25 protein-coding genes are annotated in these 24,242 nt (G+C 60.0%); 9 read left to right on the top strand and 16 right to left on the bottom strand.

What is annotated here, in order from left to right; translation table 11 throughout:
- Positions 1-249: 249 nt before the first annotated feature.
- Positions 250-2,850: a bifunctional aconitate hydratase 2/2-methylisocitrate dehydratase gene (gene acnB, locus ACQKPC_RS21920; RefSeq protein ID WP_427626269.1), complete on the bottom strand. Its 2,601-nt coding sequence runs from the start codon at positions 2,848-2,850 to the stop codon at positions 250-252.
- Positions 2,851-3,360: 510 nt separating this feature from the next.
- On the opposite strand from acnB, the gene ACQKPC_RS21915 reads away from it, so the two are divergent.
- Positions 3,361-3,831 carry a DUF1289 domain-containing protein gene (locus tag ACQKPC_RS21915; RefSeq protein WP_007906319.1) on the top strand — a complete coding sequence of 157 codons (471 nt, stop codon included), beginning with the start codon at positions 3,361-3,363 and terminating at the stop codon, positions 3,829-3,831.
- A gap of 104 nt (positions 3,832-3,935) precedes the next feature.
- Here ACQKPC_RS21915 and ACQKPC_RS21910 read toward each other — a convergent pair whose 3' ends face one another.
- Positions 3,936-4,799, bottom strand: coding sequence for a universal stress protein (locus ACQKPC_RS21910; RefSeq protein ID WP_427626232.1), 864 nt, complete (start codon positions 4,797-4,799; stop codon positions 3,936-3,938).
- A 161-nt stretch (positions 4,800-4,960) separates the two neighbouring features.
- Between ACQKPC_RS21910 and ACQKPC_RS21905 the strand changes: the two genes are divergently transcribed.
- Positions 4,961-5,569: a tRNA-(ms[2]io[6]A)-hydroxylase gene (locus ACQKPC_RS21905; protein WP_008010271.1), complete on the top strand. Its 609-nt coding sequence runs from the start codon at positions 4,961-4,963 to the stop codon at positions 5,567-5,569.
- A gap of 129 nt (positions 5,570-5,698) precedes the next feature.
- Here ACQKPC_RS21905 and ACQKPC_RS21900 read toward each other — a convergent pair whose 3' ends face one another.
- From ACQKPC_RS21900 to ACQKPC_RS21885, 4 genes are all read right to left on the bottom strand, one after another.
- Entirely contained in the window at positions 5,699-6,187 is a 489-nt protein-coding gene (locus tag ACQKPC_RS21900) for a GFA family protein (RefSeq protein WP_008067850.1), read from the bottom strand.
- A gap of 195 nt (positions 6,188-6,382) precedes the next feature.
- On the bottom strand, positions 6,383-7,000 hold the full coding sequence (locus ACQKPC_RS21895) for a DNA-3-methyladenine glycosylase family protein (protein ID WP_427626231.1): 618 nt from the start codon (positions 6,998-7,000) through the stop codon (positions 6,383-6,385).
- A 75-nt stretch (positions 7,001-7,075) separates the two neighbouring features.
- Positions 7,076-7,888 (bottom strand): isocitrate lyase/PEP mutase family protein, encoded by an 813-nt coding sequence (locus ACQKPC_RS21890; RefSeq protein ID WP_427626230.1) that lies wholly within the window; start codon positions 7,886-7,888, stop codon positions 7,076-7,078.
- Positions 7,889-7,933: 45 nt separating this feature from the next.
- The gene (locus ACQKPC_RS21885) at positions 7,934-9,016 is read right to left on the bottom strand and encodes a bifunctional transcriptional activator/DNA repair enzyme AdaA (RefSeq protein ID WP_427626229.1); all 1,083 of its coding nucleotides are present in this window, start codon (positions 9,014-9,016) and stop codon (positions 7,934-7,936) included.
- A gap of 125 nt (positions 9,017-9,141) precedes the next feature.
- Here ACQKPC_RS21885 and ACQKPC_RS21880 point away from each other — a divergent pair, with 125 nt between their 5' ends.
- A complete protein-coding gene (locus ACQKPC_RS21880; RefSeq protein ID WP_427626228.1) occupies positions 9,142-9,555 on the top strand; it encodes a VOC family protein in 414 nt (137 codons plus the stop codon).
- 3 nt (positions 9,556-9,558) lie between these two features.
- On the opposite strand, the gene ACQKPC_RS21875 is transcribed toward ACQKPC_RS21880, so the two are convergent.
- The 3 genes from ACQKPC_RS21875 to ACQKPC_RS21865 form a co-directional block, all read right to left on the bottom strand.
- The gene (locus tag ACQKPC_RS21875) at positions 9,559-10,179 is read right to left on the bottom strand and encodes a LysE family translocator (protein WP_201060287.1); all 621 of its coding nucleotides are present in this window, start codon (positions 10,177-10,179) and stop codon (positions 9,559-9,561) included.
- Between the two features lie 236 nt (positions 10,180-10,415).
- Positions 10,416-10,706: a hypothetical protein gene (locus ACQKPC_RS21870; RefSeq protein WP_427626227.1), complete on the bottom strand. Its 291-nt coding sequence runs from the start codon at positions 10,704-10,706 to the stop codon at positions 10,416-10,418.
- Positions 10,707-10,990: 284 nt separating this feature from the next.
- The gene (locus ACQKPC_RS21865) at positions 10,991-11,203 is read right to left on the bottom strand and encodes a DUF1059 domain-containing protein (RefSeq protein ID WP_008074349.1); all 213 of its coding nucleotides are present in this window, start codon (positions 11,201-11,203) and stop codon (positions 10,991-10,993) included.
- A gap of 225 nt (positions 11,204-11,428) precedes the next feature.
- On the opposite strand from ACQKPC_RS21865, the gene ACQKPC_RS21860 reads away from it, so the two are divergent.
- The gene (locus ACQKPC_RS21860) at positions 11,429-12,016 is read left to right on the top strand and encodes a LysE family translocator (protein ID WP_218396286.1); all 588 of its coding nucleotides are present in this window, start codon (positions 11,429-11,431) and stop codon (positions 12,014-12,016) included.
- A 156-nt stretch (positions 12,017-12,172) separates the two neighbouring features.
- Here the strand turns inward: ACQKPC_RS21860 and ACQKPC_RS21855 are convergent, their stop codons facing one another.
- The 5 genes from ACQKPC_RS21855 to ACQKPC_RS21835 form a co-directional block, all read right to left on the bottom strand.
- Positions 12,173-13,006, bottom strand: coding sequence for a helix-turn-helix domain-containing protein (locus ACQKPC_RS21855; protein ID WP_427626226.1), 834 nt, complete (start codon positions 13,004-13,006; stop codon positions 12,173-12,175).
- Positions 13,007-13,040: 34 nt separating this feature from the next.
- Positions 13,041-13,544: a VOC family protein gene (locus tag ACQKPC_RS21850; RefSeq protein ID WP_427626225.1), complete on the bottom strand. Its 504-nt coding sequence runs from the start codon at positions 13,542-13,544 to the stop codon at positions 13,041-13,043.
- Positions 13,545-13,675: 131 nt separating this feature from the next.
- Positions 13,676-16,165: a TonB-dependent siderophore receptor gene (locus ACQKPC_RS21845; protein WP_427626224.1), complete on the bottom strand. Its 2,490-nt coding sequence runs from the start codon at positions 16,163-16,165 to the stop codon at positions 13,676-13,678.
- Positions 16,166-16,271: 106 nt separating this feature from the next.
- Positions 16,272-17,258, bottom strand: coding sequence for a FecR domain-containing protein (locus ACQKPC_RS21840; RefSeq protein WP_427626223.1), 987 nt, complete (start codon positions 17,256-17,258; stop codon positions 16,272-16,274).
- A 4-nt stretch (positions 17,259-17,262) separates the two neighbouring features.
- Positions 17,263-17,787, bottom strand: a complete 525-nt coding sequence (locus ACQKPC_RS21835) for a sigma-70 family RNA polymerase sigma factor (protein ID WP_427626222.1) — start codon at positions 17,785-17,787, stop codon at positions 17,263-17,265.
- A gap of 419 nt (positions 17,788-18,206) precedes the next feature.
- On the opposite strand from ACQKPC_RS21835, the gene ACQKPC_RS21830 reads away from it, so the two are divergent.
- From ACQKPC_RS21830 to ACQKPC_RS21815, 4 genes are all read left to right on the top strand, one after another.
- Positions 18,207-18,662 carry a (2Fe-2S)-binding protein gene (locus tag ACQKPC_RS21830; protein WP_007906916.1) on the top strand — a complete coding sequence of 152 codons (456 nt, stop codon included), beginning with the start codon at positions 18,207-18,209 and terminating at the stop codon, positions 18,660-18,662.
- A 24-nt stretch (positions 18,663-18,686) separates the two neighbouring features.
- Positions 18,687-20,855, top strand: a complete 2,169-nt coding sequence (locus tag ACQKPC_RS21825) for a molybdopterin cofactor-binding domain-containing protein (protein ID WP_427626221.1) — start codon at positions 18,687-18,689, stop codon at positions 20,853-20,855.
- Position 20,856: 1 nt separating this feature from the next.
- Positions 20,857-21,435 (top strand): hypothetical protein, encoded by a 579-nt coding sequence (locus tag ACQKPC_RS21820; RefSeq protein WP_427626220.1) that lies wholly within the window; start codon positions 20,857-20,859, stop codon positions 21,433-21,435.
- Positions 21,436-21,508: 73 nt separating this feature from the next.
- On the top strand, positions 21,509-22,117 hold the full coding sequence (locus tag ACQKPC_RS21815) for a GGDEF domain-containing protein (RefSeq protein ID WP_427626268.1): 609 nt from the start codon (positions 21,509-21,511) through the stop codon (positions 22,115-22,117).
- Positions 22,118-22,152: 35 nt separating this feature from the next.
- On the opposite strand, the gene ACQKPC_RS21810 is transcribed toward ACQKPC_RS21815, so the two are convergent.
- A complete protein-coding gene (locus tag ACQKPC_RS21810; protein WP_192343670.1) occupies positions 22,153-22,578 on the bottom strand; it encodes a VOC family protein in 426 nt (141 codons plus the stop codon).
- A 114-nt stretch (positions 22,579-22,692) separates the two neighbouring features.
- Between ACQKPC_RS21810 and ACQKPC_RS21805 the strand changes: the two genes are divergently transcribed.
- Positions 22,693-23,559, top strand: a complete 867-nt coding sequence (locus ACQKPC_RS21805; RefSeq protein ID WP_427626219.1) for a LysR family transcriptional regulator — start codon at positions 22,693-22,695, stop codon at positions 23,557-23,559.
- A gap of 177 nt (positions 23,560-23,736) precedes the next feature.
- Here ACQKPC_RS21805 and ACQKPC_RS21800 read toward each other — a convergent pair.
- Positions 23,737-24,242, bottom strand: a 506-nt coding sequence (locus tag ACQKPC_RS21800) for an SDR family oxidoreductase (protein ID WP_427626218.1), incomplete at its 5' end; no start/stop codon positions are given.

The raw sequence follows: 24,242 nt of genomic DNA, 5'->3' as shown, positions 1-24,242 counted from the left end.
GCCGATCTTCCGGGCACGCTGAATACCCTGTGGGAGCGGGCTTGCTCGCGATGATCGTTCCCACGCTCTGCGTGGGAATGCCTCAAGGGACGCTCCGCGTTCCAGCTCTCGAAGGGGACGCGGAGCGTCCCGGGCTGCATTCCCACGCGGAGCGTGGGAACGATCAGTAACGATAAGGCGGTCTTCCTGAAGGCATAAAAAAACGCCGCTCATCTCACGATGGGCGGCGTTTTTTATTGCGTTGTAACGTTAGGCTTGAACGACCGGGATGTTGGCGTTCGCAGCAGCTTCACGGAACTCGGCGATCTGGTCGAAGGACAGGTAGCGGTAAACGTCGGCCGCCATGCTGTCGATCTTGCCAGCGTATTCCATGTACTCCTCGACGGTCGGCAGGCGACCCAGGATGGACGCAACGGACGCCAGCTCGGCCGAAGCCAGGTAGACGTTCGCGCCGTCACCCAGACGGTTCGGGAAGTTACGGGTCGACGTCGACACCACGGTGGAGTTCGGCTCTACACGTGCCTGGTTACCCATGCACAGCGAGCAGCCTGGCATTTCCATGCGTGCACCGGCTTTGCCGTAGATGCCGTAGTAGCCTTCTTCGGTCAGCTGGTGAGCGTCCATTTTGGTCGGCGGCGACAGCCACAGACGGGTTGGCAGCTGACCCTTGACCTGTTCCAGCAGTTTACCGGCAGCGCGGAAGTGACCGATGTTGGTCATGCACGAGCCGATGAACACTTCGTCGATCTTCTCGCCAGCAACGCTGGACAGCAGACGGGCGTCGTCCGGATCGTTTGGCGCGCAGAGCACAGGCTCTTTGATGTCGGCCAGGTCGATTTCGATGACTTCAGCGTATTCGGCGTCAGCATCGGCAACCATCAACTCAGGGTTGGCGATCCAGGCTTCCATCGCTTGAGCACGACGTTCCAGGGTACGCACATCACCGTAGCCTTCACCGATCATCCAGCGCAGCAGGGTGATGTTCGATTGCAGGTATTCGGTGATCGATTCTTTCGACAGCTTGATGGTGCAACCGGCAGCCGAACGTTCGGCAGAGGCGTCGGACAGCTCGAAAGCCTGTTCGATGCTCAGGTTGTCCAGGCCTTCGATTTCCAGGATGCGGCCGGAGAAGGCGTTCTTCTTGCCTTTCTTCTCGACGGTCAGCAGGCCAGCCTGAATCGCGAAGTAAGGAATGGCGTGAACCAGGTCACGCAGGGTGACGCCCGGTTGCATTTCGCCTTTGAAGCGCACCAGGATCGATTCCGGCATGTCCAGCGGCATTACGCCGGTGGCAGCGGCGAATGCGACCAGACCGGAACCGGCCGGGAACGAAATGCCCATCGGGAAACGGGTGTGCGAGTCACCACCGGTACCGACGGTGTCCGGCAGCAGCATGCGGTTCAGCCAGCTGTGGATGATGCCGTCGCCCGGACGCAGGGAAACGCCGCCGCGGGTCATGATGAAGTCAGGCAGGGTGTGGTGGGTGGTCACGTCGATCGGCTTTGGATAAGCCGCGGTGTGGCAGAACGACTGCATCACCAGATCAGCGGAGAAGCCCAGGCACGCCAGGTCTTTCAGTTCGTCACGGGTCATTGGACCGGTGGTGTCCTGGGAACCCACGGTGGTCATCTTCGGTTCGCAGTAGGTGCCTGGACGCACACCGGCTACGCCGCACGCCTTGCCGACCATTTTCTGCGCCAGGGTGAAACCCTTGGTGCTTTCGATCGGGGCATCCGGTTTCTTGAACAGGTCGAACGCTGGCAGACCCAGTTCGGCGCGAGCCTTGTCGGTCAGGCCACGGCCGATGATCAGCGGAATACGACCGCCGGCACGGACTTCGTCCAACAGCACTGGGGTCTTCATTTCGAAGGTGGTGATGACTTCGTCGGTACCGTGCTTGCAGACTTTGCCAGCGTGCGGGTACAGGTCGATCACGTCGCCCATGTTGATGTTGGTCACATCAAATTCGATTGGCAGTGCGCCGGCATCTTCCATGGTGTTGTAGAAGATCGGAGCGATCTTGCTGCCGAAGCAGAAGCCGCCAGCACGCTTGTTCGGCACGTAAGGAACGTCGTCGCCGAAGAACCACAGCACCGAGTTGGTGGCCGATTTACGCGACGAACCGGTACCGACCACGTCACCGACGTAGGCGATCGGGAAGCCGCTGTTGCGCATTTCTTCGATCTGCTTCATCGGACCGATGGAGCCTTGCACGTCCGGCACGATGCCGTCGCGAGCCATTTTCAGCATGGCCAGGGCGTGCAGCGGGATGTCAGGGCGGGACCAGGCATCAGGAGCAGGGGACAGGTCGTCGGTGTTGGTTTCGCCAGTCACCTTGAACACGCGCAGGCTGATCTTGTCGGCCAGCACAGGGCGGTTCTTGAACCACTCGCCGTCGGCCCAGGATTGCAGCACGCCTTTGGCGTGAACGTTGCCGTTCTTGGCGCGTTCAGCGACGTCGTGGAAAGCATCGAACATCAGCAGGGTGTGCTTGAGTTCTTCGGCAGCCACTGGCGCCAGTTCGGCGTCGTCCAGCAGATTGACCAGCGTCACGATGTTGTAGCCGCCCTGCATGGTGCCGAGCAGTTCAACAGCGCGTTTCTTGTCGATCAGAGGGGATTTGGCTTCGCCTTTGGCGAGGGCAGAGAGGAAACCGGCCTTTACATAGGCAGCTTCGTCCACGCCTGGCGGAACGCGATTGGTGATCAGGTCAACGAGGAAGGCTTCTTCGCCAGCCGGGGGATTCTTCAGCAGCTCGACCAGGCCTGCAGTTTGTTCGGCGTTAAGCGGCTGGGGAACGATACCCAGTGCTGCACGCTCTTCGATATGTTTGCGGTAGGCTTCAAGCACAGTTATTACCCTCATCAGTGGTCCCAAATGGGTGTCCGGGACGCTCATCCCGAAATTGCCGTACTCATGCGCTGCGTGGCGTTGTGGGCCGCTTAGCCAGAATTACCGGCAATTCCTTACAGAAGCTGCTTTCAAAGTTTTACGCCTGCAGAACGGGGAGCTGATGAGGGTTGGCGTCAGGTTTTTCACCGCTGAAAAACCCTTCGCCAACACCGCTCTGAAGGAACGACTGTGCTCGTGACGCTTTGAAAACAGCTTCTAACGGACATTGGCGCCTTAAAAGGCTGGCTGATTCTACGGCAAAAAAAAATTAAAGGTAAGTCAGGGTCTATTGAACTTTGGTGGCGAGCCGCGTTGCCGGGCTAACGTGTGCGAGGCAAGGCGCGGGCATCCGTCGCGGCCGTCACCAAAGTCCAATAGACCCTGAGCCCTCGAATTTTGAGGGGTGATGAATGTTAGACAAAGGGCTAACATGCCGACCTGTTCTGCTTTCCCGTGTTTTGCCTACCTATGCCCAATCAGACCATCAAGACCCCCTGCGTCGGCCTCTGCTCCACTGTTTACGGTGACCTGGTGTGCCGTGGCTGCAAGCGTTTCCACCATGAAGTGATTCACTGGAACGGTTACAACGAGGAAGAAAAACGCGCGGTATGGCTGCGTCTTGAGCAATTGTTGTCGCAGGTGATGGCCAGCAAGGTAGAGATTTTCGATCCCGCGTTGCTGCGTCTGCAGCTGGAGCAGCGCAAGATTCGTTTTGTGCCGCATCAGTCGGAATATTGCTGGGCTTATCAGCTGATCGCCCGGGGTGCGCGGGTCATCAACAATCTGGAAGCCTACGGGATGGTGCTGCTGCCGGAGTTCCGCGACTGGAACCTGCCGGAATTGCGCGATGCCATTGATCGGGAATTTTTCCTGCTCTCGGAAGCGCATTACCAGCGCTACATTGCGCCGGGTTTCCTCAAAGACGCCTTCGGCGCCTAAAAGCATCGCGAGCAGGCTCGCTCCCACAGGGGATTTGTGAACGACACAGATCCAATGTGGGAGCGAGCCTGCTCGCGATGGCGTCCTGCCAGGCGCCACAAATCTCAATGCTGGGTTACGATCTCCTCCAGATGATCCATGACCGTATCCGGCTTGAGCACCAGCACATCACTTTCCAGCGCATCCAGCACCACTTCCGCCGTATTCCCAATCAACGCCCCGGACAACCCGGTCCGCGCCACGGTGCCGATCACCGTCACCGATACCCCCAGTTTATGGGCCATGTACGGAATCAACACATCCGCCGGGCCTTCCTCGATATGCAGATGGTCATCATCAATATCGAACTCGGCCTGGAACGCCTTGCACTGCTCGCGGTAACTGGCTTCGATGGTTTCCTTGAGCTGAAACGTCGGGTCGGCCGCCGAGAGCATAGGCGATGGGTGAGCGCTGATCACGTGTAAATGGGCCTTGGCCAGGCTGGCGATGTCGTAGCCATGATCGATGATGCTAGCGTGCAAGGTACGGTGTTCGCCGTCGATGTTGCCGACATCAATGGCCGCCAGAATCACGCCGCCGGTCCAGGGTTTCGAGGTTTTCACCAGCAGCACCGGAGTAGGGCAATAGCGCAGCAGTTTCCAGTCCGCCGGGGTCAGCAGGGCTTTTTTCAGCGGGCTGTCAGCGAAATGCTGCTTGATCACCAGCCCGCAGCCTTCGGCTTGCTGCACATCGACGATGGTTTCGTGCAGGCTGTCGTTCCAGGCCTGTTCGGTGGTGACGCTATAGCCGTCCTCCAACAGCGCTGCCTTGAGCACGCCGAGCATGCCAGCGTGGTCGTGCTTTTTATCGCAGACCAGCAGGTGCAGATGGGCCTGGGTCACGCCAGCGATCAATTTGGCCCGTTTAAGCGCCAAGCTTTCCGAGTGTTCGGGTTCGATGACCACCAGGATGCTGCGAATGGCTTGCATGATCGGGATCTCCATGAAGATAAAAAACACTGCGTTGGACAACTATAGTTGCTGGCCGGCATTCGGCGACTTGATGCATATCAACGGTTGGCGTCTGGTGGTCTGTCGGCAGGCCGGTATAATCGGCGCCCTTCGTTTTGTACCTTTTATCCGTGAGCCCCATGATCCTTCCCGAAATTCACGAATTCCTTGGCTGCCGCACCCCCGATGGCTGGGTCCAGGCCGCGCTGGCCGATCAGGAAACCCTGCTGATCGACCACAAAAACTGCGAATTCAAGGCGGCCAGCACGGCGTTGAGCCTGATTGCCAAATATCACTCCCACGTCGATCTGATCAACCTGATGTCGCGTCTGGCCCGGGAAGAGCTGGTGCACCACGAACAGGTCATGCGCCTGATGAAGAAGCGCAAGATCGAGCTGCGTCAGCTGTCCGCCGGGCGTTACGCCTCGGGGCTGCGCAAAGTGGTGCGCAGCCACGAACCGGTGAAGCTGGTGGACACGCTGGTGGTCGGCGCCTTCATCGAAGCCCGTAGCTGCGAGCGTTTCGAGGCGTTGGTGCCGCATCTGGATGAAGAACTGGGCAAGTTCTACTTCGGTCTGCTGAAAAGCGAGGCCCGGCATTTCCAGGGTTACCTGAAACTGGCCTATCAGTACGGTGACGCCAAGGACATTGCCCAGGTGATCGACAAGGTTCGTGACGCCGAGCAGGCGCTGATCGAGTCGCCGGATGTGGAGTTTCGCTTTCACAGTGGTGTGCCGGTAGCGGCGTGAAGATCAAAAGATCGCAGCCTGCGGCAGCTCCTGTGGAGCGGGGGCATCAGCTCATTCGCAGGTGTACACGGTCGGCGCAGGAGCTGCCGCAGGCTGCGATCTTTTGATCCGGCTTTGTCGTGAACGGGCTTAGCGGCTCAAACCCAGGCGCTCATGCCACTGGGCGATGGATTCTTCTGGATAGACGTCGAACTGCTGGTCGCCCGGATGCGCCTCGACCTCTACCCACGGTGCTTTGGAGCCGAGCATCAGATGCGTGTGTTCCGGTGGTACCGGCAACGGGGTATCGATGGCCGAGGCAAATGGGTGAATCAACTCTGGCCATTCAGGGCTGAACAGCCATAGTCCTGAGCCGCAAACGGAACAGAAATGCCGCTCGGCGGTGCTGCGGTGGGCGCGTTTGTCACCTTTTTCCTTGAGCCGCGCATGGTAAATCGAGATGTGCTTGCGACCGCGCACCTTCAGGCTGACGGCATCGCCAGCGATGTTGATCGCATAACCGCCACCGCCCTGGGTCTTGCGACAGATTGAGCAATAGCAGCGTTGATAAGGGTAGGGGTGGGCGCTGGTCAGGCTGAACGACACCGCGCCGCAATGGCAGGAGCCTTCGAGCTGCATGGGGCCTCCAATGGGGTTGGGATGACTCAGGACAGCCTAGACGGTCAGTGTTCCTGGACTTGAATTTATGCTGGATGTGCCGGCGCTATCGCGAGCAGGCTCGCTCCCACATTGGATCTTCAGTGTTCACAAATAATGTGTTCGCAGAAAGTCCCCTGTGGGAGCGAGCCTGCTCGCGATGAACGATAACGCGGTCTACCGGCCGGGCACCCGCCACAAATACCACGCCGCCGCTGTCCGATATGGGCTCCAGGCCAACCCGATGTCAATCATCTGCTTACGAGTCGGCTGTACTTCCAGCCCCTTGAGCCGCCGATAACCCTCACGTACGCCAAAGTCATCGGCCGGTAAAATGTCCGGCCGCTCCAGGCTGTAGATCAGCAGCATTTCCACCGTCCAGCGACCCACCCCGCGCAAGGTAATCAAGCGCTCGATCAACGCTTCATCGTCCATGGCCAGGGCGGTGGCGTAATCCGGCACCACGCCGTCCAGCGCCGCCTGAGCAATGCCCTGAATGGTCGCGATCTTGCTGGCGGAAAACCCGCAACCGCGCATCTGTTCAAAGTCTGTCGCCAGAATTTGCTCGGGTCTGGGAAAGGTGATTGAAGGAAACAACGCCAGCAGCCGGCCGACAATCGCATCGCCGGCCTTTGCATGCAGTTGCTGATAGGCAATCGCCCGTACCAGCGACTCGTAAGGATCGCGGGCCGCATGGGGCTGATGCAGGCAGGGGCCGATGGCGCTGATGTGGCGTTGCCAGTCGGCGTCGAGGGCCGAGAGAAATTCGCTGGCCAGTTGATAGGTGTCGGGCATGGAGCATCCTGAAGCGCGGGTGACTGCGGGGGAGATTAGCCCTCACCCCGCAGCGCCGCACTCCATTGCTTGCGGTCAAACTTTGCCGGTGGGGGCCAGCAGGGCGTTCACTTGGCCATAAGTGAAGGCCTTGAGGTCGCTGCTATCGAGTTTTCCGGTTTCCAGAAAGCTTTTGGCCACCGACGCCATGGCGCCGTAGAGGAATTCGGCGATGCTCGAGCCAGAGCTCAAACGGCGCACGCCGAGGGTTTGAAGTTCTTCAGGCGAAGGCAGGCCCGCGAAACCCAGCACGTTCACCGGCAGCGTCGTGCCACGGCACAGCGCATCAATCTCATACGCCGCCGTGACGCCCGCCGCAAACAATCCATCGGCACCGGCGGCCTGATACAACGCGGCCCGTTTGAGTGTTTCTGCGACGCGATCTTCGGCCGGTACCAAGCCCTTGAGATACACGTCGGTGCGAGCGTTGATAAACAGCTTCACGTCCCGGCGATCGGCGACCTGGCGAGCGATTTCGATCTTGCGGGCCAGCAGGTCGGGCGGCGAAGCACCGTCCTCGATATTGATCCCCACGGCACCGGCGGCGATGACGGCGTCGATCACTTCCGCGACCCGCCCCAGGTCATCGGAATAACCGGCCTCAATGTCCACGGTCAACGGCACCGTGATGACTCGGGCGATGGATTCAACGGTGGAAACGAGACGTTCAAGCGGCAAGGTATTGCCATCCGGGTAACCATGAACCCAAGCCACCGCCGCGCTGCTGGTGGCGACGGCCTTGCTGCCCAGCTGTTCCACCAATCGCGCCCCGGTGGCATCGGCGACGTTGGTCAGAATCAGCAGGCCGCTCTGGTGCAGTTGGTGGAATTGGTTGTCGAGTGTGTCCATCGAATGTCCTTCCTTATGACTTTCTGAAAAGAAATGGCGCAGTGATCAGAACGCGAGTTGTTCGGTGATTTGCACCGCGGCGCTTTCCAGCCTGAGCAGAAACGCCTTGCGCGGTTGTCCTCCACCATAGCCGGTCAACGAGCCGTCTGCACCGATCACCCGGTGACAGGGCAGGATAATCGCCAAGCGGTTCTGTCCGTTGGCCAGGCCCACGGCGCGACTGGCGCCGGGGTTGCCCAGTTGTGCAGCGATGGCGCCATAAGTCGTGGTCTTGCCGTACGGAATCTTCATCAGCTCGGCCCACACCTGCCGGGTGAAAGCGCTGCCGGGCAGGTGCAGTGGCACGTTGAATTCTGTCCGTTTGCCAGCGAAATATTGCGCCAGTTCTTCTTCGATCTGCTGCAAATGCCCGTTGTGACCGGGTGCCACGGCGTAGCCATAACGGTTCTGCAGTTCTTCGATTTCCTTGGTCAGTGCCGGTCGATCGAGAAACTCCAGCAGCACCAGCCCACGCTGTTCGGCCATGGCGATCATTGGCCCCAGCGGCGTGGTCAGTCGAGTGAACAGCAGCGGCTCGCTATGGGCAGCGCGGCCGGGCGTGATATGGAACGACTTTTGAAACGCATCGCGAAAGCCGCTCAGGGATTCGTAGCCGGAGTCGAACGCGGCGTTGTCGATGGATGCGCCCTGTTTGATGCCACCGAGGGCGATGCCCAGGCGCCGGCTGCGCAGCCAGGCGTGAAAGGTCATGCCGAAATGCTGCTTGAACCAGCGGCGCAGTTTCAGCGGCTCGATGCCCTCGGCCAGCAACTGGGCATCGGTCCAGCGCAGGTCGGGGTCGGCGTCCACGGATTTGAGCAGCCGCTGCACCCAGTCCGGCGCGATGGCCGCGGCGTCCAGCGGTTTGCAACGCAGGCAGGCCCGATAGCCCGCCGACATCGCCTCATCGGCACGGGCGAAAAACTCGACGTTTTCCGGCTTCGGTTTGCGCGCCGTACAGCCGGGGCGGCAGAAAATGCCAGTGGTTTTGACCGCGGTAAAGAACACCCCCTCGTAGGCGGTGTCGCGTTCGAGCATGGCGCGAACCATCTCGGCGTGGGGCGGAAGCACAGCGTTTTGTAGGTTCATGGGCTGAGCATATGCTGCGTCGCCCGGCGCCTCCACCGGAAAATCGACAGTGAATTTTTGTGGCCCTGCGCTACAGTCATCGGGTCACCGTTCATGCTGTAAACGATATTTTCAGGAATCATCCTATGCAACCGTTCACGATCAAACACATCGATCACATCGTCCTGCGCGTCAAGGATCTCGAACGAAGTATCATTTTTTACGGCGAGGTATTCGGCGCCGAACTGGTCAAGCGCCGTGACGATCTGGGCCTGGTGCATTTGCGTGCGGGCACCTCGATGATCGACCTCGTCGACATCCAGGGCGAACTCGGCCGCAAGGGCGGTGCTGCCCCTGGCCGCGAACAGCGCAACGTCGATCACTTCTGCCTGCGCATCGAACCGTTCGACGAGGAAGCGCTGGTCAGTCACTTGCAGTCCTTCGGCCTGACCCCCGAGAAAGCCGCCGTGCGTTTCGGCGCCGAAGGCCACGGGCTGTCGATCTATTGCTTCGATCCGGACGGCAATCAGGTCGAACTGAAAGGGCCGTCCCAAGGGTAAAGTTCAGGCCCGTTTCGCCATCAACAACACCGAAGCCGCCGCCGACAACAACCCCGCGCAGCAACGGTTGAAAATCCGCTTGCCCCGTGGTTCGGCGAACCAGCGGCGCATGTGCAGGCCCATGTAGGCGTAGGCGCTGATGGCGATCCATTCCAGCATCAGGAACAACGCGCCGAGCACGACGAATTGCGCGGCAATCGGTCGAGTCGGGTCGACGAATTGCGGCAGGAATGCGGTGAACAGCAAAATAGCCTTGGGATTGCCCGCTGCCACCAGAAACTCCTGCCGCGCCAGAGCCAGGATCCCCATCGACTTGCCGGTGATGTGCTGTTCGGCCTCGGGATTGGCGCGCCATAGTTGCCAGGCCAGGTACAACAAGTAAGCGGCGCCGATGATCTTGATCGCATAAAACAGCCATTCCGAGGTTTGCAGCACCACCGACAACCCGGCGGCGGCCAGGGCGATCATCCCGGCAAACGCCAACAAACGACCGACGCCGGCCACACAGGCGCGACGATAGCCATAACGGGTAGCGTTGCTGACCGACAGTAGATTGTTCGGGCCGGGAGCCATGTTCAGGGCGAAGCAGGCCGGGAGAAACAGGGTGAGGGTGGCGAGGTCCATGACGACGGCTCCAGTTACGAGAACCGTATTTTTATCATGAGTGACGAGTGGGCCGGCCCATACAGCGGTGACCGCAAATCGCCATACACTTGCGCCGGCTTGGTTAACCAACGTTCCCTGTAGGATCTCCTTTGTCATTCAGGTCGGAGAAAAACAGGGGACAGACCACGATTGCCCGGCATTCGCCTTGAATCGCGGTCTGTCCCTCCTAACGTAAGATCAACTGGAATGGCACGCTACTTGATCTGCACAATGACCGGACCTTCCGTCACGATCGGCGGGTTTGCGTGAATATTCGAGGCATTTTTCTGAATCCAGTCGCGCGCGACTTTCAAGCTCGCATCGCTGCCGGCCTTGTCCGTGCAAACAGTCACCGCCGTACCGCCATCACCCGTGTTCAGCAGTGTGTAGCTTACCAGGCCAGGCACTGTCCGCAGGGTAGCTTCGACGTCGGCCTTGCGCTTTTCTAAAAGCTCGAAAAGCTGCTTAGCTCCAGCACCCAGGTAGGTTCTTATAACCGCATACATGGTCGTCTCCTTTGGGAGTTACCGTCTTGATGCCAATCCAGATCCGTTGATGGTCGCCATTACCAAGGTTTCAGTTCGACCCGGTTTATTCAGCTTAGCCAAACGCTGGGGGACGGGCGAAATGCAACGACCATCGGCCACTTTTCGGCTTGCTGACGTGACAGAAAAACTGGGGGCAGACCACGATTGCTCGGCATATGCCTTAAGTCGTGGTCTGTCCCTATTTATGTTCCCGGCGGTCCTGATGAAGATCAAGATCAAAAGATCGCAGCCTTCGGCAGCTCCTACGCGGGACGCGGTGCTTCAACAGGCGGAGTACCGTCGTGAAACATCGTCTTCAGTTGCGCACGCAGTTCCGGTGAGTCGGTGTGCTTGTGAACGCTGACCGCATGCTGTGCGGCGGCCTCGAGCAGTTCGTTTTCAGAGTCTGCGGACAGCGCGACCGAGCATTTGGAATCGCTTGGAAATTCGCGGCAGTCGATGTATTTACGCGCCATGATCTTCTCCTCCCTACGACGAAGGCAGGCCGTGGCCTGCGTGAACGATCACTCGACGCGCCACCCCATACATCAAACACGATTGCATGTCGCTCGAGTGTGCCGACTCTTGAAGTATAGGCCCCGACAGGCTTGCAATGACGCAGAGGGGAGTTTTCTTCAATACGGCGTTCAGGCTGCTCATTACCTTGAAGCCTGGTTCAACTGAATTGAAGAAGGTATGCAATGAGTCTGATTCTTTCCATGGCCGCGTTTGCGCTGGCAGCTTCGATTACACCGGGACCGGTGAACATTGTGGCGTTGAGCTCTGGCGCGCAGTTCGGCTTTCGCGCCAGTCAACGGCATGTGACCGGGGCGACCCTGGGGTTTGTTCTGCTGTTGGTGCTGATGGGGTTGGGATTGCATGAGGTGTTGCAGCGTTGGCCGGCGCTGACGCGGGTGGTGCAATGGGCGGGGGTGGCGTTTCTGTTGTTCATGGCTTTCAAATTGGCCACTGATAACGGTCAACTCGATGCCAAGGAGTCGGGGCGGGCGCCATCGATGCTGTATGGCGCGGTGATGCAATGGCTCAACCCGAAAGCCTGGCTGGCCTGTGTGGCGGGGATGGGCGCGTTTGTCGCCGATGGCGAGGCGCGGCTGGTTTGGCAGTTTGCGGCGGTGTATCTGGTGATCTGCTACTTGTCGGTGGGGTGCTGGGCCTATGCCGGCACGTTTTTGCGCGGCTACCTGAGCAATCCGGCGGGGATGCGCCTGTTCAATCGGGTCATGGCGTTGTTGCTGGCGGTGAGTGCGGGGTATTTGCTGTTGCCGTAGGTTTGCAATGGTGGTTACCGGCACAACTCTTATTGCCAATGCTTTCCCTGTGGGAGCGGGCTTGCTCGCGAAAGCGGTGTGTCATTCAACATTGATGTCGACTGACCTGACGCCTTCGCGAGCAAGCCCGCTCCCACAGGGGATTTTGTGTTGGCATCAACCGCGATACTGCCCCGGTGTCGCCGCCAGATGCTGTTTGAACGCGCGCTGAAAATGCGCCTGATCAGCAAACCCGGCTTCCAGCGCCACATCGGCAATCAACTTGCCGCTACGCAGTTGTTCCTGCGCGAACTGGATGCGCCGGTTGATCAGAAACGCATGGGGCGTCATGCCGTAATGCTGCTTGAACGCGCGGATCAGGTACGACGGCGACAGTTGCGCCGCCTCGCAAATATCCTCGAGCTTGAGCATGTGCGTGCAGTTGTCGCGGATATAGTCGGCGGCCCGTTCCAGCTTGAAATTGGGTTCGCGCAGCGGTTGCTCGACAGGGTTGAGCCGCTGTTGCACGTCGGTGAAAAATTCCACCGCCGCGCTGTGCTTGCGCAGCACGTCTTGCTGCGGGTCGATCAACACCTCGTACAAATTCTTCAGGCCAGCAAACAGCTCGACGTCACGATTGTGAGTGATGGAAAAGCGGCGAAACGCCGAGTCCTGGCTGAAGCCGAGCTGATGCTGCAAATCGGTCAGCCAGGGCGTTTCGACGTACAGCATCAGGTACGACCACGGCTGGTCGTCGATCGGATTGCAGGCATGTACATCGCCGGGGTTCATCAACACCACGGTGCCGGCACTGACCTGAAACTCCGATTGCTCGTGAATATAGGTGCTGCGCCCGGCAGTGATCGCGCCAATGGAAAAATGCGCGTGGGAATGGCGGCTGTAGCAAACCTCACGGCCGTCAGCGATGGAACGGGCTTCGATGAAGGGCAGGGCGTCGTCGCGCCAGAAGCGCGGGGCTTTGTCTGCATCTTTGGCGACGGCGTGCTTCATCTCGGTGTCCTCGGCGGTTCTGCTTTGGAGTGTATTAGTTCTCGCCGTCAAAGGCTCGTTGCAGCGTGGCGACGTCGAGTTTTTTCATTTGCAGCATTGCCGCCATGGCGCGCTGGGATTTGGCTGTGTCAGGGTCTTTCATCATGTCCATCAGAACGACCGGCACGACCTGCCACGACACGCCGAATTTATCCTTGAGCCAGCCGCACTGCTGGGCTTCAACGGGACCGCCCGCAGACAGGCGCCCCCAGAAGTGGTCGACTTCTTCCTGAGTGTGGCAATTGACCTGGAATGAGATCGCCTCATTGAACTTGAACACCGGGCCACCGTTAAGGCCTGTGAAGCTCTGCCCATCGAGCTCGAAACTGACGGTCATCACCGAACCTTCCGGCCGGCCATGGATTTCCTCACCGGCCTTGCCGTAATGGGTGATGCCGACAATTTTTGAATGATCGAAGATCGCGCAGTAAAACTTCGCGGCTTCCTCGGCCTGATCGTCGAACCACAGGCAAGGCGTGAGTTTTTGAACGCGGTGCATGGCGGTGCTCCTCTGCGGGTTAATCACTCTGGATTATCAGCGTAGTCAGCCTGTGGTCGCCCGGTGGCGCCGTAGATCGACAACTCGCAAGAAAGCGGCTACCGATTCTTCGGCAGCCGTTGAAGCAGGGCTCAGAAATCCCACTTGGTCGTCAGTTGCAGGCTGCGCGGTTCGCCGTAGAACCCGGTGCCAAAATTGCCCAGCCCGGTGTAGTAAGTCTTGTCGAACAGGTTCTTGACGTTGACGGTCGCGCTCAGGTGATCGTTGAAGCGATAGCGTGCCATCAGGTCCACCAGGTAGTAGCTGTCCTGGGTGATGCGTGAGTACTGGCCAAAGTTGACGGTGTCGGCGGGGTTGGGCTGGAACACGTTGCCGAAAAACTCGCTTTGCCAGTTCACACCGCCGCCGACGGTCAGGTTTTCCCATGCGCCGGGCAGTCGATAGGTGCTGAACACGCGCACCACTTGTTCCGGGGCGGTGGTTTGCAGCACCGAGCCGTAGACGTAATCGCCTTTGGCATCGCGGGTGTGGTTGTAGGTGTAACCGGCCGACAGGTTCCAGCCTTCCATCACTTCACCGGCCAACTCGAACTCGAAGCCTTTAGTGGTCGCGCCCTGGACGGCGCTGTACACCGACTCGGTCTCGAAGCCGCTGACGTACTGGGCGATGTTGTCCTGTTCAATGCGGAACACCGCGAAACTGGCATTGAGGCGTCCACCGAAGTATTCGGCCTTGATGCCGGCTTCGTAGCTGTCGCCTTCCACCGGGTCGAGCAGTTGGCGCGCGGCGTCCTTGCTCATTTGCGGCTGATAGATGCTGGTGTAACTGGTGTACAGCGAATAAGTATCGTTGAGGTCGTAGATCAGCCCGGCGTAAGGGGTGACCACGCCAGTCTGGCGGTAGCCGTCGCGCACGTCGGGCGTGTTCGGATCGCTGTAGTCGAGGTGGTCGCTGCCCTTGAAGTCGCTGACCCGGCCGCCGAGGATCACCGACAGATCATCGGTGGGCTTGAGCCGGGTGGCCAGGTAGGCGCCGGTCTGGCGCTGGACGATGTCGTTATCGCCGACGCGCGGGATGTCCGGTTTGGGGAACTCGCCACGCCAGTCGAAGATACTGCCGTCCAGGGCCGGATAGACCGAACCGTGCACTGGAATGTCCTGGCGGGCGTTCATCGACATGAAACCGGCGATCAAATCATGCTCGCGACCGAACAGGCTGAAAGGGCCGGTGAGGTTGATGTCGATGTTGTCCTGAACCTGATCGCCCTTGAACTTGCCCATGTACATGAACATGCCGTTACCGGTGACCGGGTCCGGATTGCCGCCGCTGGCCGAGCCGAGCAGGGTGTCGTGCTGGCGGTGTTTGCGGTCGTAGCTGACTTTCAGCGTCCAGTCGTTGGCCAGCCGTTGTTCTACCGAGGCGAAAATTGTCTGGTTGGTGAAGTCGCGACGGCTCCAGTCGGTGGCCGGGTTGAAGGAGCGGGAGAAGTTGGTGCGCGAGCCGTCGCTGGAGTACATCGGGAAACCGGTCCAGCTGGCGCCGCGCGAACGGGTATTTTGCTGGTCCATGCCGAAGGTCAGCAGGGTGTCCGGGGTCAGGTCCGCTTCGAGGATGCCGTAGGCGATGTCCTTGGTGTTCTGGTAGTGATCCATGTAGGCGCTGCGATCCTGATAGACCCCGACGAACCGCCCGCGCACGTTGCCGCTTTCGGTCAGCGGGCCGGAAATGTCGCCTTCGCTACGGTAGTTGTCCCAGGAGCCGACCGTGCCGGCGATCGACGCCTTGAATTCTTTGGTCGGGCGCTTGCGGATCAGGTTGACGGTAGCCGAGGGATCGCCCGAACCGGTCATCAGGCCCGTTGCACCTTTGATGATTTCCACGCGGTCGAAGGTCGCCATGTCGGTGCTGGTGGTGCCGTAATCGTAGACACCGTCGTAGTCGGTGTTGACGCCGTCGTACTGGAAATTGGTGATTGGCAGGCCACGGCTGGAAAACTCCCAGCGTTCGCTGTCGTAGTTCTGCACGCTGATGCCGGGGGCACGGCGCAGGGTATCGGCGATGCTGGTGGAACCCTGGTCGTCCATTTGCTGACGGGTGATGACGGTCACCGACTGCGGTGTTTCGCGCAGGGACAGCGGCAGGCCTGTGGCCGAAGACGTCGAGCCGGTGGTGTAGGAATGAGTGTCTTCAGTGGTGGCGCCCAGCCCCTGACCGGAAATGTTCGTGGCGTCCAGTTCCAGCGCACCTTGCGAGGCAGGCACTGCTTGCAACACATAGCCGCCGTTGCCTTGGGGGTTGGCCTGCAGGCCACTGCCTTGCAACAGTCGCTGCAACGCTTGCGAGTCGGTGTAGTTGCCATCGAGGCCGGGGCTGCGCTTGCCGGCCGCGAGGTCGTTGTGACCGGCGAGGAAGACTCCGCTCTGCTCGGCGAAGCGATTGAGTACGCTGGCCAACGGTCCCGCCGCTATCGCGTAATGGCGTGTCCGGGGGCTGGACTGTTCACTGGCGCCCGTGGTGTCTGCTTGAGCGAACGGTGCCGAAAAGCTCAAAAATGCGGCCGGGAGAGCCAGCGCCAAGGGGCGCAGGGCAAAACGAGTGCGGGTGAAGGCGTTGCGTGACATGGCGTTCCCTGGAATCAGTTCGATCGGCAATGTGAGGTGCTTCTGAGGGGTTAACCGAACGAGAAAGGCAAAAGGGAACCCATTACCGAAAAAGAGTTTTTTCCTCTCAGGCTTTCGGGCCGACGCTGACCCACCAGGCGAAGGTTTTTTGCACCCGGATCGGCAATGCCGCTTCCAGCAGGCGCAATGCCTGATCGGTGTCCTTGAGTGGGAACGAGCCCATGACCGGTAGCTCGGCGACTTCCGGATCGCAGTGCAAATGCCCCGGACGGTAGCGATTCAATTCGTCGATCAACTGGCCCAGTGGCAGGTTGTCTGCCAGCAGCAGGCCATGACGCCAGGCTTCCCGTGAGGGGCTGGCGGCGGTGCTCAGCGCCATTGCGCTGTCGCTGAACGCCAGTTGCCGACCGGCCTCGATAACCTGTACCGCGCCTTGGCGGGTGCGGACTTCAACCGCGCCTGCATAGACGTTCAGCAACGTCTGTCGATCCTCTTGGCGAACACTGAAGCGGGTACCCAGCGCTCGCAATCGCCCTTGGGCGGTTTCCACCAAAAACGGTCGACCGGGGTCCTTGGCGGTGTCGATCAACACTTCGCCGCACTGCAACTGCAGCAAACGTTGCGTGGCATCGAAGCGGACATTCAGTGCACTGAGTGCATTCAGCCAGATCCGGCTGCCATCGTTGAGCACGGTTTCGCGGGTTTCCCCGGTGCCGGTAGCGAGGTCGGCAGTGAACCGCCCGAGCGTTTCCGGTAGCGGCATGCCGCGCCAGGCAGCCCATCCCGTCAGGCTGCCAGCGGTGATGATCAATAGGCTCTTGAGGGTCTGGCGACGACTGATCGGCGAGCGCCCGGTGCTGCGCAGGACCTGGCTTACCGCCTGTTGTTCGCTGTCGTGTTGCAGCGGGGTGAAGCGTTGCCCGACCCGTTCGATGTAGCGCCAGGCGTCCTGATGGTCGGCACTTTGAGCCAGCCAATCCTGCCAGCGCAGGCGTTCGTGATCGGCCACTTGTGGGTCGTGGAGTTGCACATACCACTGAGCCGCTTGCTCGAGGCTGGCATGGCTGAGTTTTTTCAAGGGGACGGCGGGCATGGGGTTATTCAATCAGCAACCCATCGAGCTCGGCCTCGAGAATCGCGCAATGCATCATGGCCTGGGCCAGGTATTTCTTGACCATGCGCTCGCTCACGCCGATCTCGCTGGCGATGAGTCGATAGGGCATGCCGTGCAACTGAGCCAGGATAAATGCATCGCTGACTCGTTTGGGCAAGCGCTGTAGCAGGGCGTCCACTTCGTGCAGGGTTTCGACGATGATCGCCCGCTGTTCCGGTGAAGGCTGCAAGGCGGGAGGTCGCGCGGCGAGGGTCTGCAGCCACGCTTGCTCCAACTGCCGACGACGCCAGTGATCAATGCACAAACCGCGAGCAATGGTCGCCAGGTAGGAGCGCTCTCGAACGTCACAGTCAAACGCCTGTGGCCGCTTGAGTACTCGCATGAAGGTGTCATGAGCGAGATCCGCGGCATCCATCGCGTTGCTGAGGCGTCGACGCAACAACTCGTACAGCCATTGGTGGTGGCAGGTATAGAGGTGTTGAACCGAAGAAAAGTCGGCGATTGTCATTGAGAGCACACGTCCATGGCGACCGGCGTCGCGGGTGCAAATAAGAATTGGTCGCGATTAAAGCAAATGACCGGAAGTCTCGCAAATGATATTGGTTTGCTTTTAGGTGGTTCCAGGCCAACTTCCGATCAATCCGCGTAGCAGCGACCGGTGGTCGATGAACATGGCTTGTGGGTCAAATTGCGCTTAGCTGTAGGGATAACCCAAGGCGCGCGTAACCCGCCGACCTTGTAGGAGCGAAGCTTGTGGCGAGGGGGCTTGCCCCCGTTGGACTGCGAAGCTGTCCTAAAACCTGCAATCTCGTACTGCCAAGCACACTAGTACGCACTGGATTTGCGACTGCTTCGCAGCCGAACGGGGGCAAGCCCCCTCGCCACGAGGCGCCCCTTCAGAACACCGTGAGTCTGAGGAAACCCGCAATGCTGACCCTTAATATCAATGGCAAGGACCAGGAACTGGATGTCCCGGCGGACATGCCGTTGCTCTGGGTGCTGCGCGATGTCGCGCACCTGACGGGCACCAAATTCGGTTGCGGCATGGCCCAGTGCGGCGCCTGCACCGTACACGTCGATGGCGCGCCGCTGCGCTCTTGCATCACGCCTGCCACAGCGGTGGCCCACGGGCAGAAAATTCTCACCATCGAAGGCTTGTCCGCCGATGGCTCGCACCCGGTCCAGCAAGCCTGGGCCGAACTCGACGTGGTCCAGTGCGGTTATTGCCAGTCGGGGCAGATCATGTCGGCGGCCGCGTTGCTGGCGAAGATCCCCAAGCCCACCGACAGCGACATTGACCAGGCGCTGTCCGGCAACATTTGCCGCTGCGGCACCTACCCAAGAATCCGCGCCGCGGTCAAGCGTGCCGCCGAGATCGGTTGATACCACGTCGAAGGGAGCTGACCCATGAACAGAATCAACCCTGTCTCGCGTCGCGGTTTTCTCAAGGGCAGCGCAGTGTTGGGCGGCGGTCTGGTGGTGGCGTTTGTCATCCCAGGTGCCAATCGCTTTGCCCTCGGCGCCGAGAATCAAGGAAACGTCTTCGCCCCCAATGCCTTTTTACGCATTGGCAACGACAACAGCATCACCGTGCTGCTCGGCCATTCGGAAATGGGCCAAGGCATCTGGACCGGCCTGACCATGTTGATCGCCGAAGAGCTGGACGCCGACTGGTCGAAAATCCGCGTCGAACATGCGCCGGCTTCGGCGGCCGATTACGGCTTACCGGCGTTTGGCGGAATGCAGATCACCGGCGGTTCGACGTCGACCTGGATGGAGTTCGACCGCTATCGCCAGGCTGGAGCGGCGGCGCGCCTGATGCTGATTGAGGCAGCGGCCAAACGATTTGACGTGGCGCCTTCGCAGATTCGCACCGAATCGGGCGTGGTCATGGCTGGCGACAAACGGGCCACTTACGGCGAATTGGCAGATGACGCCGGCAAGTTACCGGTGCCGGATCCAGCCACGATCAAGTTCAAGGAGGCCAAAGACTGGAAGATCATCGGCAAACCCACCAAGCGCCTCGACACCCCGGAGAAAATCACCGGGCAGGCGAAGTTCGGCATGGACGTGCAATTTGATGGGCTGATGACGGCGATGGTTGCACGTCCACCGGTGTTCGGTGGCAGCGTCAAATCCTTCGAAGGCGCCGAGGCGCTGGCGGTGCCGGGCGTGCACAAAGTGGTGCAGGTGCCCACGGGGGTCGCGGTGATTGCCGATCATTATTGGGCAGCGAAGCTGGGGCGCGATGCGCTGAAGGTCGAATGGGACCTGGGGCCGAACGCCGGGCTCGACAGTCAGAAACTGCTGGAAAGCTTCCGTAAACTCGCCGCCACCCCCGGCACTTCCGCCAGTCAGGCCGGGGATGCGACAGCGACGCTAGGCAAAGCGGCGAAGACGATTGAGGCCGAATACAGTGTGCCGTACCTGGCCCACGCGCCGATGGAGCCGCTCAATTGCACGGTGAAAATCTCCAAGGACAAATGCGAAATCTGGACCGGCACGCAGTTTCAGACGCTGGATCAGATGATCGCGGGGAAGATCACCGGGCTCAAACCCGAACAGGTCGAGATCCACACCCAATTCCTTGGCGGTGGCTTCGGGCGTCGGGCCAATCCAACCTCGGATTTTGTCAGCGAAGCCGTGTACGTCGCCAAAGCGGCGGGCGCGCCGGTGAAAACCGTCTGGGCCCGAGAGGATGACATTCGCGGCGGTTACTACCGCTCGGCGTTCCTGCATCAAGCGCGCATCGGCCTGGATGCCGACGGCATGCCAATGGCCTGGAAGCATGTGCTGGTCGGGCAGTCGATCCTGACGGGCACGTCGTTCGCGGCGACCATGGTCAAGGATGGCATCGACAAAACCTCCGTCGAAGGCGTGGCCGACAGTCCTTACCTTGAGGGGCTGGCCAACCATCAGGTCGAACTGCATTCACCGCAAACCGGCATCAGCGTGCTGTGGTTGCGTTCGGTGGGGCACACCCACACGGCATTCGTCATGGAGTCGTTGATCGACGAACTGGCAGACGCCGCCGGCAAGGACCCGGTGGAATACCGACGAACCTTGCTCAAGGCGCATCCACGGCATCTGGGCGTGCTGAATCTGGCGGTGGAGAAAGCCAACTGGAAAGCTCCCTTGCCGGACGGCCACGCATTGGGCGTGGCGGTGCATGAGTCCTTCGGCAGTTATGTCGCCCAAGTGGCCGAGGTGTCGCAGGACAACCTGGCGATTCGCGTACACCGGGTGGTGTGCGCGGTGGACTGCGGCATTGCGGTCAATCCGCAGAGCATCGCCGCGCAAATGGAGTCAGGCATCACCTTTGGTCTCGGATTTACCTTGCACAGCAAACTGACGTTCAAGGACGGTCAGGTGGAGCAATCCAATTATCACGACTATCAGGTCCTGCGCCTGAACGAGATGCCGGTGGTCGAGGTGCATATCGTCCCTAGCAGCGACAAACCGGGCGGTATTGGCGAAGTGGGTGTGCCTCCGGTGGCGCCGGCCGTGGCGAACGCGGTGTTTGCCCTGACCGGGCAGCGCCTGCGGGAACTGCCGCTGCAACTGTCGGGGGTGTGAGATGAGACGACATATATTTTGGGGGGCTGTGATGCTGATCGGCCTGGGTGGTTATACCTCGGACCTGTTCGCTGATGATAAAGAGGCGGTGAAGGCGTTCGACACGGTGCAGAAAGTGTTCCAGAGCCCGCGTTGTCAGAACTGTCATATCCCCGGCGATTCACCGTTGCAGTTCGACGCCGGTGTTCCTCACGCAATGAATGTGGTTCGCGGCCTGGACGGCAAGGGCGCTGCCGGTTTGCCGTGTGCCAGTTGTCATGCCGAACGCAATCCGCCGGCCAGTTATGGCCCCAACGCTCCACCCGGAGCACCGCATTGGAGCCTGCCACCAGCCGCACACAAAATGGCCTGGATCGGCCTGCCACCCGACAAGTTGTGCGCGATGATCAAGGACCGTTCCAGCAATGGCGACCGTGATTTTGCGGCACTGATCAAGCACGTCAGCGAGGACAAGCTGGTGCTCTGGGGTTGGCGTCCGGGCGAGGGACGGGCGCCGGTGCCGGTGCCCCACGATATCTTCGTCACCCAGTTCAAACTCTGGGCCGATGCTGGAGGGCCGTGTCCGGTGGCGGGAAGCTGACCAGCGGCGCGTTTATAGGGAGTCATACTGGGTATGAGCGACTCTAACGTTCATATCCATCAAGGAGTGAATGATGTTAACCCCAGGCAAACCGCTCAAACCCGGCGCTGGCGCAGACCTGCGTGCGCCGAACGTCCTCGACAGCGCAGTGCAGGATCGCGATGTACTGCGCGACCTGGCGCGCAAGGCCGAGCAAGAACTGACGGGCGTGCAGATGGCGAGCATGGATGAATTGACGCTGCTCTCCAATCGTCATGGCTTCGAGGCTTTGGCCCGGTTGGCGCTGGAGGCCTGTCAGCAGTTGGGCATACCCGCGACGCTGCTGTTTTTCGACCTTGATGACTTCAAGCGCATCAACCAGTTGTACGGTCGCGCCGAGGGCGACGATGCCCTGAAAACCTTCGCCGATGTGCTACGCATCGCCTTTCGTGAAAGCGATGTGATCGGCCGGCTCGGCAGCGATGAGTTTGCTGCCTTGTTGACCGGCACCGACGCCGTGGAAATCGCCGCGATCAGAGCGCGCCTCGAAGAAATACTCGATGAACGCAATGCCACGGCGCATCGTGGCTATGACATTCGCTTCAGTATCGGGCAGATCGAGTTTGATCCTCGGCTACACCAGACGGCGGAAGACTTGCTGGCCTTGGTCGATAAGGCGCTGCGCGACGTCCGTCATTGTTGAATGGCGTCTTGCAATAGCGCTGCAACGTGCCCGGATCATTTGGCGAACAACTGATCGATATTCTTGAACGCCTTGAACTCCAGGGCGTTGCCGCAGGGGTCGAAGAGAAACATCGTCGCTTGTTCGCCCACCAATCCCTGAAAGCGGATACCCGGCTCGATCACGAAGCGCGTGCCAAGGGCTTTCAAACGCTCGGCCAGGGCCTCCCATTCCGCCATCCCCAACACCACACCGAAATGCGGCACCGGTACGTCGTGGCCATCCACGGCGTTGGTGTGGGCGGCTTCCTGAGAAGCGTTTTTCGGTGCCAGATGAATGACCAGTTGATGGCCGAAAAAGTTGAAATCGACCCAGTGATCGCTGGAGCGACCTTCTTCCAGGCCGAACACTTCACCATAGAAGCGCCGGGCAGCGGCCAAGTCGTAAACCGGGATGGCCAAGTGAAAAGGGGACAGTTGCATCGGACGTGCCTCGACGGGTTGAGCGTTAAGACCGAGTTTAGCCCTGTGCTTTTTGATTGAAAGACGATAGTTTTTGCGACGAGCTAAAATTATTTCGATCAATCGGGGAGCCGCATGCTGCGGGAACTGAAAACCTTCATTGCCGTGACGCGTCATGGCACGTTCGCTGCGGCAGGCATGCACATCGGCCTGACCCAGTCGGCGGTCAGCGCGCAGATCCGTAACCTCGAACAGGCGTTGGGCATACGCCTGTTCGATCGCACCGGACGTCAGGCGATTCTCAACGCCGCAGGGCAGCGGGCGTTACCGATGGCTCGGGAAATTCTTGAGACCTTCAGCCGCATGGCCGTCAGTGATAGCGTCGGCGAGTTTCGTGGCGAATTGAAGATCGGCGCGGTGGCCACCGCCCAGACCGGGTTGTTGCCGCGCGCGCTGTTGCGACTCCGGCAGCAGGCGCCATTGCTGGAGGCGAAGCTGGTGCCGGGGGTATCCCTGAGCCTGTTGAGTCAGGTGGACACCGGCGAAGTGGATCTGGCGATTCTGATCAAGCCGCCGTTTGAATTACCCAAGGAATTGTCGGTGCAAGTCATTCGCCGGGAGCCGTTTGTGCTGATCGTGCCGGCAGACCTTGAGGGCGACGACCCGCTGCAGTTACTCGCCAACCATCCCCACGTACGCTACGACCGCAATTCTTTCGGTGGGCGCTTGGTGACTCGCTTTTTACGTGAGCAGCAGATTGATGTGCAGGTAGCTCTGGAGCTGGATGAGCTGGAAGCTATCGTCAAAATGGTCGAATGCGGGCTGGGTGTTTCGCTATTGCCCGAGGCTGGGCTGTGGCTTGAGCATGGGGCGAAGGTGCGGATCATCCCGTTGGGTGAGCTGACGTTCTACCGGGAGATCGTGCTGTTGCAGCGTTATAGCCAGCGCAGCCTGCCGATTCAACGACTGTTTGCCCGATGTCTGTCTCCAATTGACGACTGAACACCTTCCCCTGTGGGAGCGAGCCTGCTCGCGATAGCGGTTCGTCAGTCGATAGATGCAGTGCGTCTGACATCGTCATCGCGAGCAGGCTCGCTCCCACAGGGGATTGCATCGATTCTTGAATGGCAGGCATAAAAAACCCGCCAATCGGCGGGTTTTTTAATGGCTAACCGAAGATCACTCTTCGATGTTGCCCATGGCGGTGGTGTTGAAGCCGCCGTCTACGTACATGATTTCGCCGCTGATGCCGGACGCCAGGTCCGAGCACAGGAAGGCGCCGGCGTTGCCGACTTCGTCGATGGTGACGTTACGACGCAGCGGGGTTTGCGCTTCGTTGGCGGCCAGCATCTTACGGAAGTTCTTGATGCCGGAAGCGGCGAGGGTGCGGATCGGGCCAGCCGATACGCAGTTCACGCGGGTGCCATCCGGGCCCAGGGAGCCGGCCAGGTAACGCACGCCAGCTTCCAAAGAAGCCTTGGCCATGCCCATTACGTTGTAGTTCGGCATGGTGCGCTCGGCGCCCAGGTAGGACAGGGTCAGCAGGCTGCCATTGCGGCCTTTCATCATTTCGCGGCCAGCCTTGGCCAGGGCGATCACCTTGCCCTGGCGATCGACCACGTACTTGTAGAAATTCCACTTCGGCGAACTGCTTTGTTCAGCGAGAACCTTGAACAAATGCGTTG

The organism is Pseudomonas sp. NPDC089918 (genome assembly GCF_050280605.1).
Lineage (GTDB): Bacteria > Pseudomonadota > Gammaproteobacteria > Pseudomonadales > Pseudomonadaceae > Aquipseudomonas.
The sequence above is the reverse complement of the archived record's forward strand: the minus strand, read 5'-3'. Positions and strand labels throughout refer to the sequence as shown.

What these genes read in the sequence shown, in the direction of transcription:
- ACQKPC_RS21915 (WP_007906319.1), top strand. Translation starts at nt 3,361, where the DNA reads ATGCCCAATCAGACCATCAAGACCCCCTGCGTCGGCCTCTGCTCCACT.
- ACQKPC_RS21910 (WP_427626232.1), bottom strand. Translation starts at nt 4,799, where the DNA reads ATGCAAGCCATTCGCAGCATCCTGGTGGTCATCGAACCCGAACACTCG.
- ACQKPC_RS21905 (WP_008010271.1), top strand. Translation starts at nt 4,961, where the DNA reads ATGATCCTTCCCGAAATTCACGAATTCCTTGGCTGCCGCACCCCCGAT.
- ACQKPC_RS21900 (WP_008067850.1), bottom strand. Translation starts at nt 6,187, where the DNA reads ATGCAGCTCGAAGGCTCCTGCCATTGCGGCGCGGTGTCGTTCAGCCTG.
- ACQKPC_RS21895 (WP_427626231.1), bottom strand. Translation starts at nt 7,000, where the DNA reads ATGCCCGACACCTATCAACTGGCCAGCGAATTTCTCTCGGCCCTCGAC.
- ACQKPC_RS21890 (WP_427626230.1), bottom strand. Translation starts at nt 7,888, where the DNA reads ATGGACACACTCGACAACCAATTCCACCAACTGCACCAGAGCGGCCTG.
- ACQKPC_RS21885 (WP_427626229.1), bottom strand. Translation starts at nt 9,016, where the DNA reads ATGAACCTACAAAACGCTGTGCTTCCGCCCCACGCCGAGATGGTTCGC.
- ACQKPC_RS21880 (WP_427626228.1), top strand. Translation starts at nt 9,142, where the DNA reads ATGCAACCGTTCACGATCAAACACATCGATCACATCGTCCTGCGCGTC.
- ACQKPC_RS21875 (WP_201060287.1), bottom strand. Translation starts at nt 10,179, where the DNA reads ATGGACCTCGCCACCCTCACCCTGTTTCTCCCGGCCTGCTTCGCCCTG.
- ACQKPC_RS21870 (WP_427626227.1), bottom strand. Translation starts at nt 10,706, where the DNA reads ATGTATGCGGTTATAAGAACCTACCTGGGTGCTGGAGCTAAGCAGCTT.
- ACQKPC_RS21865 (WP_008074349.1), bottom strand. Translation starts at nt 11,203, where the DNA reads ATGGCGCGTAAATACATCGACTGCCGCGAATTTCCAAGCGATTCCAAA.
- ACQKPC_RS21860 (WP_218396286.1), top strand. Translation starts at nt 11,429, where the DNA reads ATGAGTCTGATTCTTTCCATGGCCGCGTTTGCGCTGGCAGCTTCGATT.
- ACQKPC_RS21855 (WP_427626226.1), bottom strand. Translation starts at nt 13,006, where the DNA reads ATGAAGCACGCCGTCGCCAAAGATGCAGACAAAGCCCCGCGCTTCTGG.
- ACQKPC_RS21850 (WP_427626225.1), bottom strand. Translation starts at nt 13,544, where the DNA reads ATGCACCGCGTTCAAAAACTCACGCCTTGCCTGTGGTTCGACGATCAG.
- ACQKPC_RS21845 (WP_427626224.1), bottom strand. Translation starts at nt 16,165, where the DNA reads ATGTCACGCAACGCCTTCACCCGCACTCGTTTTGCCCTGCGCCCCTTG.
- ACQKPC_RS21840 (WP_427626223.1), bottom strand. Translation starts at nt 17,258, where the DNA reads ATGCCCGCCGTCCCCTTGAAAAAACTCAGCCATGCCAGCCTCGAGCAA.
- ACQKPC_RS21835 (WP_427626222.1), bottom strand. Translation starts at nt 17,787, where the DNA reads ATGACAATCGCCGACTTTTCTTCGGTTCAACACCTCTATACCTGCCAC.
- ACQKPC_RS21830 (WP_007906916.1), top strand. Translation starts at nt 18,207, where the DNA reads ATGCTGACCCTTAATATCAATGGCAAGGACCAGGAACTGGATGTCCCG.
- ACQKPC_RS21825 (WP_427626221.1), top strand. Translation starts at nt 18,687, where the DNA reads ATGAACAGAATCAACCCTGTCTCGCGTCGCGGTTTTCTCAAGGGCAGC.
- ACQKPC_RS21820 (WP_427626220.1), top strand. Translation starts at nt 20,857, where the DNA reads ATGAGACGACATATATTTTGGGGGGCTGTGATGCTGATCGGCCTGGGT.
- ACQKPC_RS21815 (WP_427626268.1), top strand. Translation starts at nt 21,509, where the DNA reads ATGTTAACCCCAGGCAAACCGCTCAAACCCGGCGCTGGCGCAGACCTG.
- ACQKPC_RS21810 (WP_192343670.1), bottom strand. Translation starts at nt 22,578, where the DNA reads ATGCAACTGTCCCCTTTTCACTTGGCCATCCCGGTTTACGACTTGGCC.
- ACQKPC_RS21805 (WP_427626219.1), top strand. Translation starts at nt 22,693, where the DNA reads ATGCTGCGGGAACTGAAAACCTTCATTGCCGTGACGCGTCATGGCACG.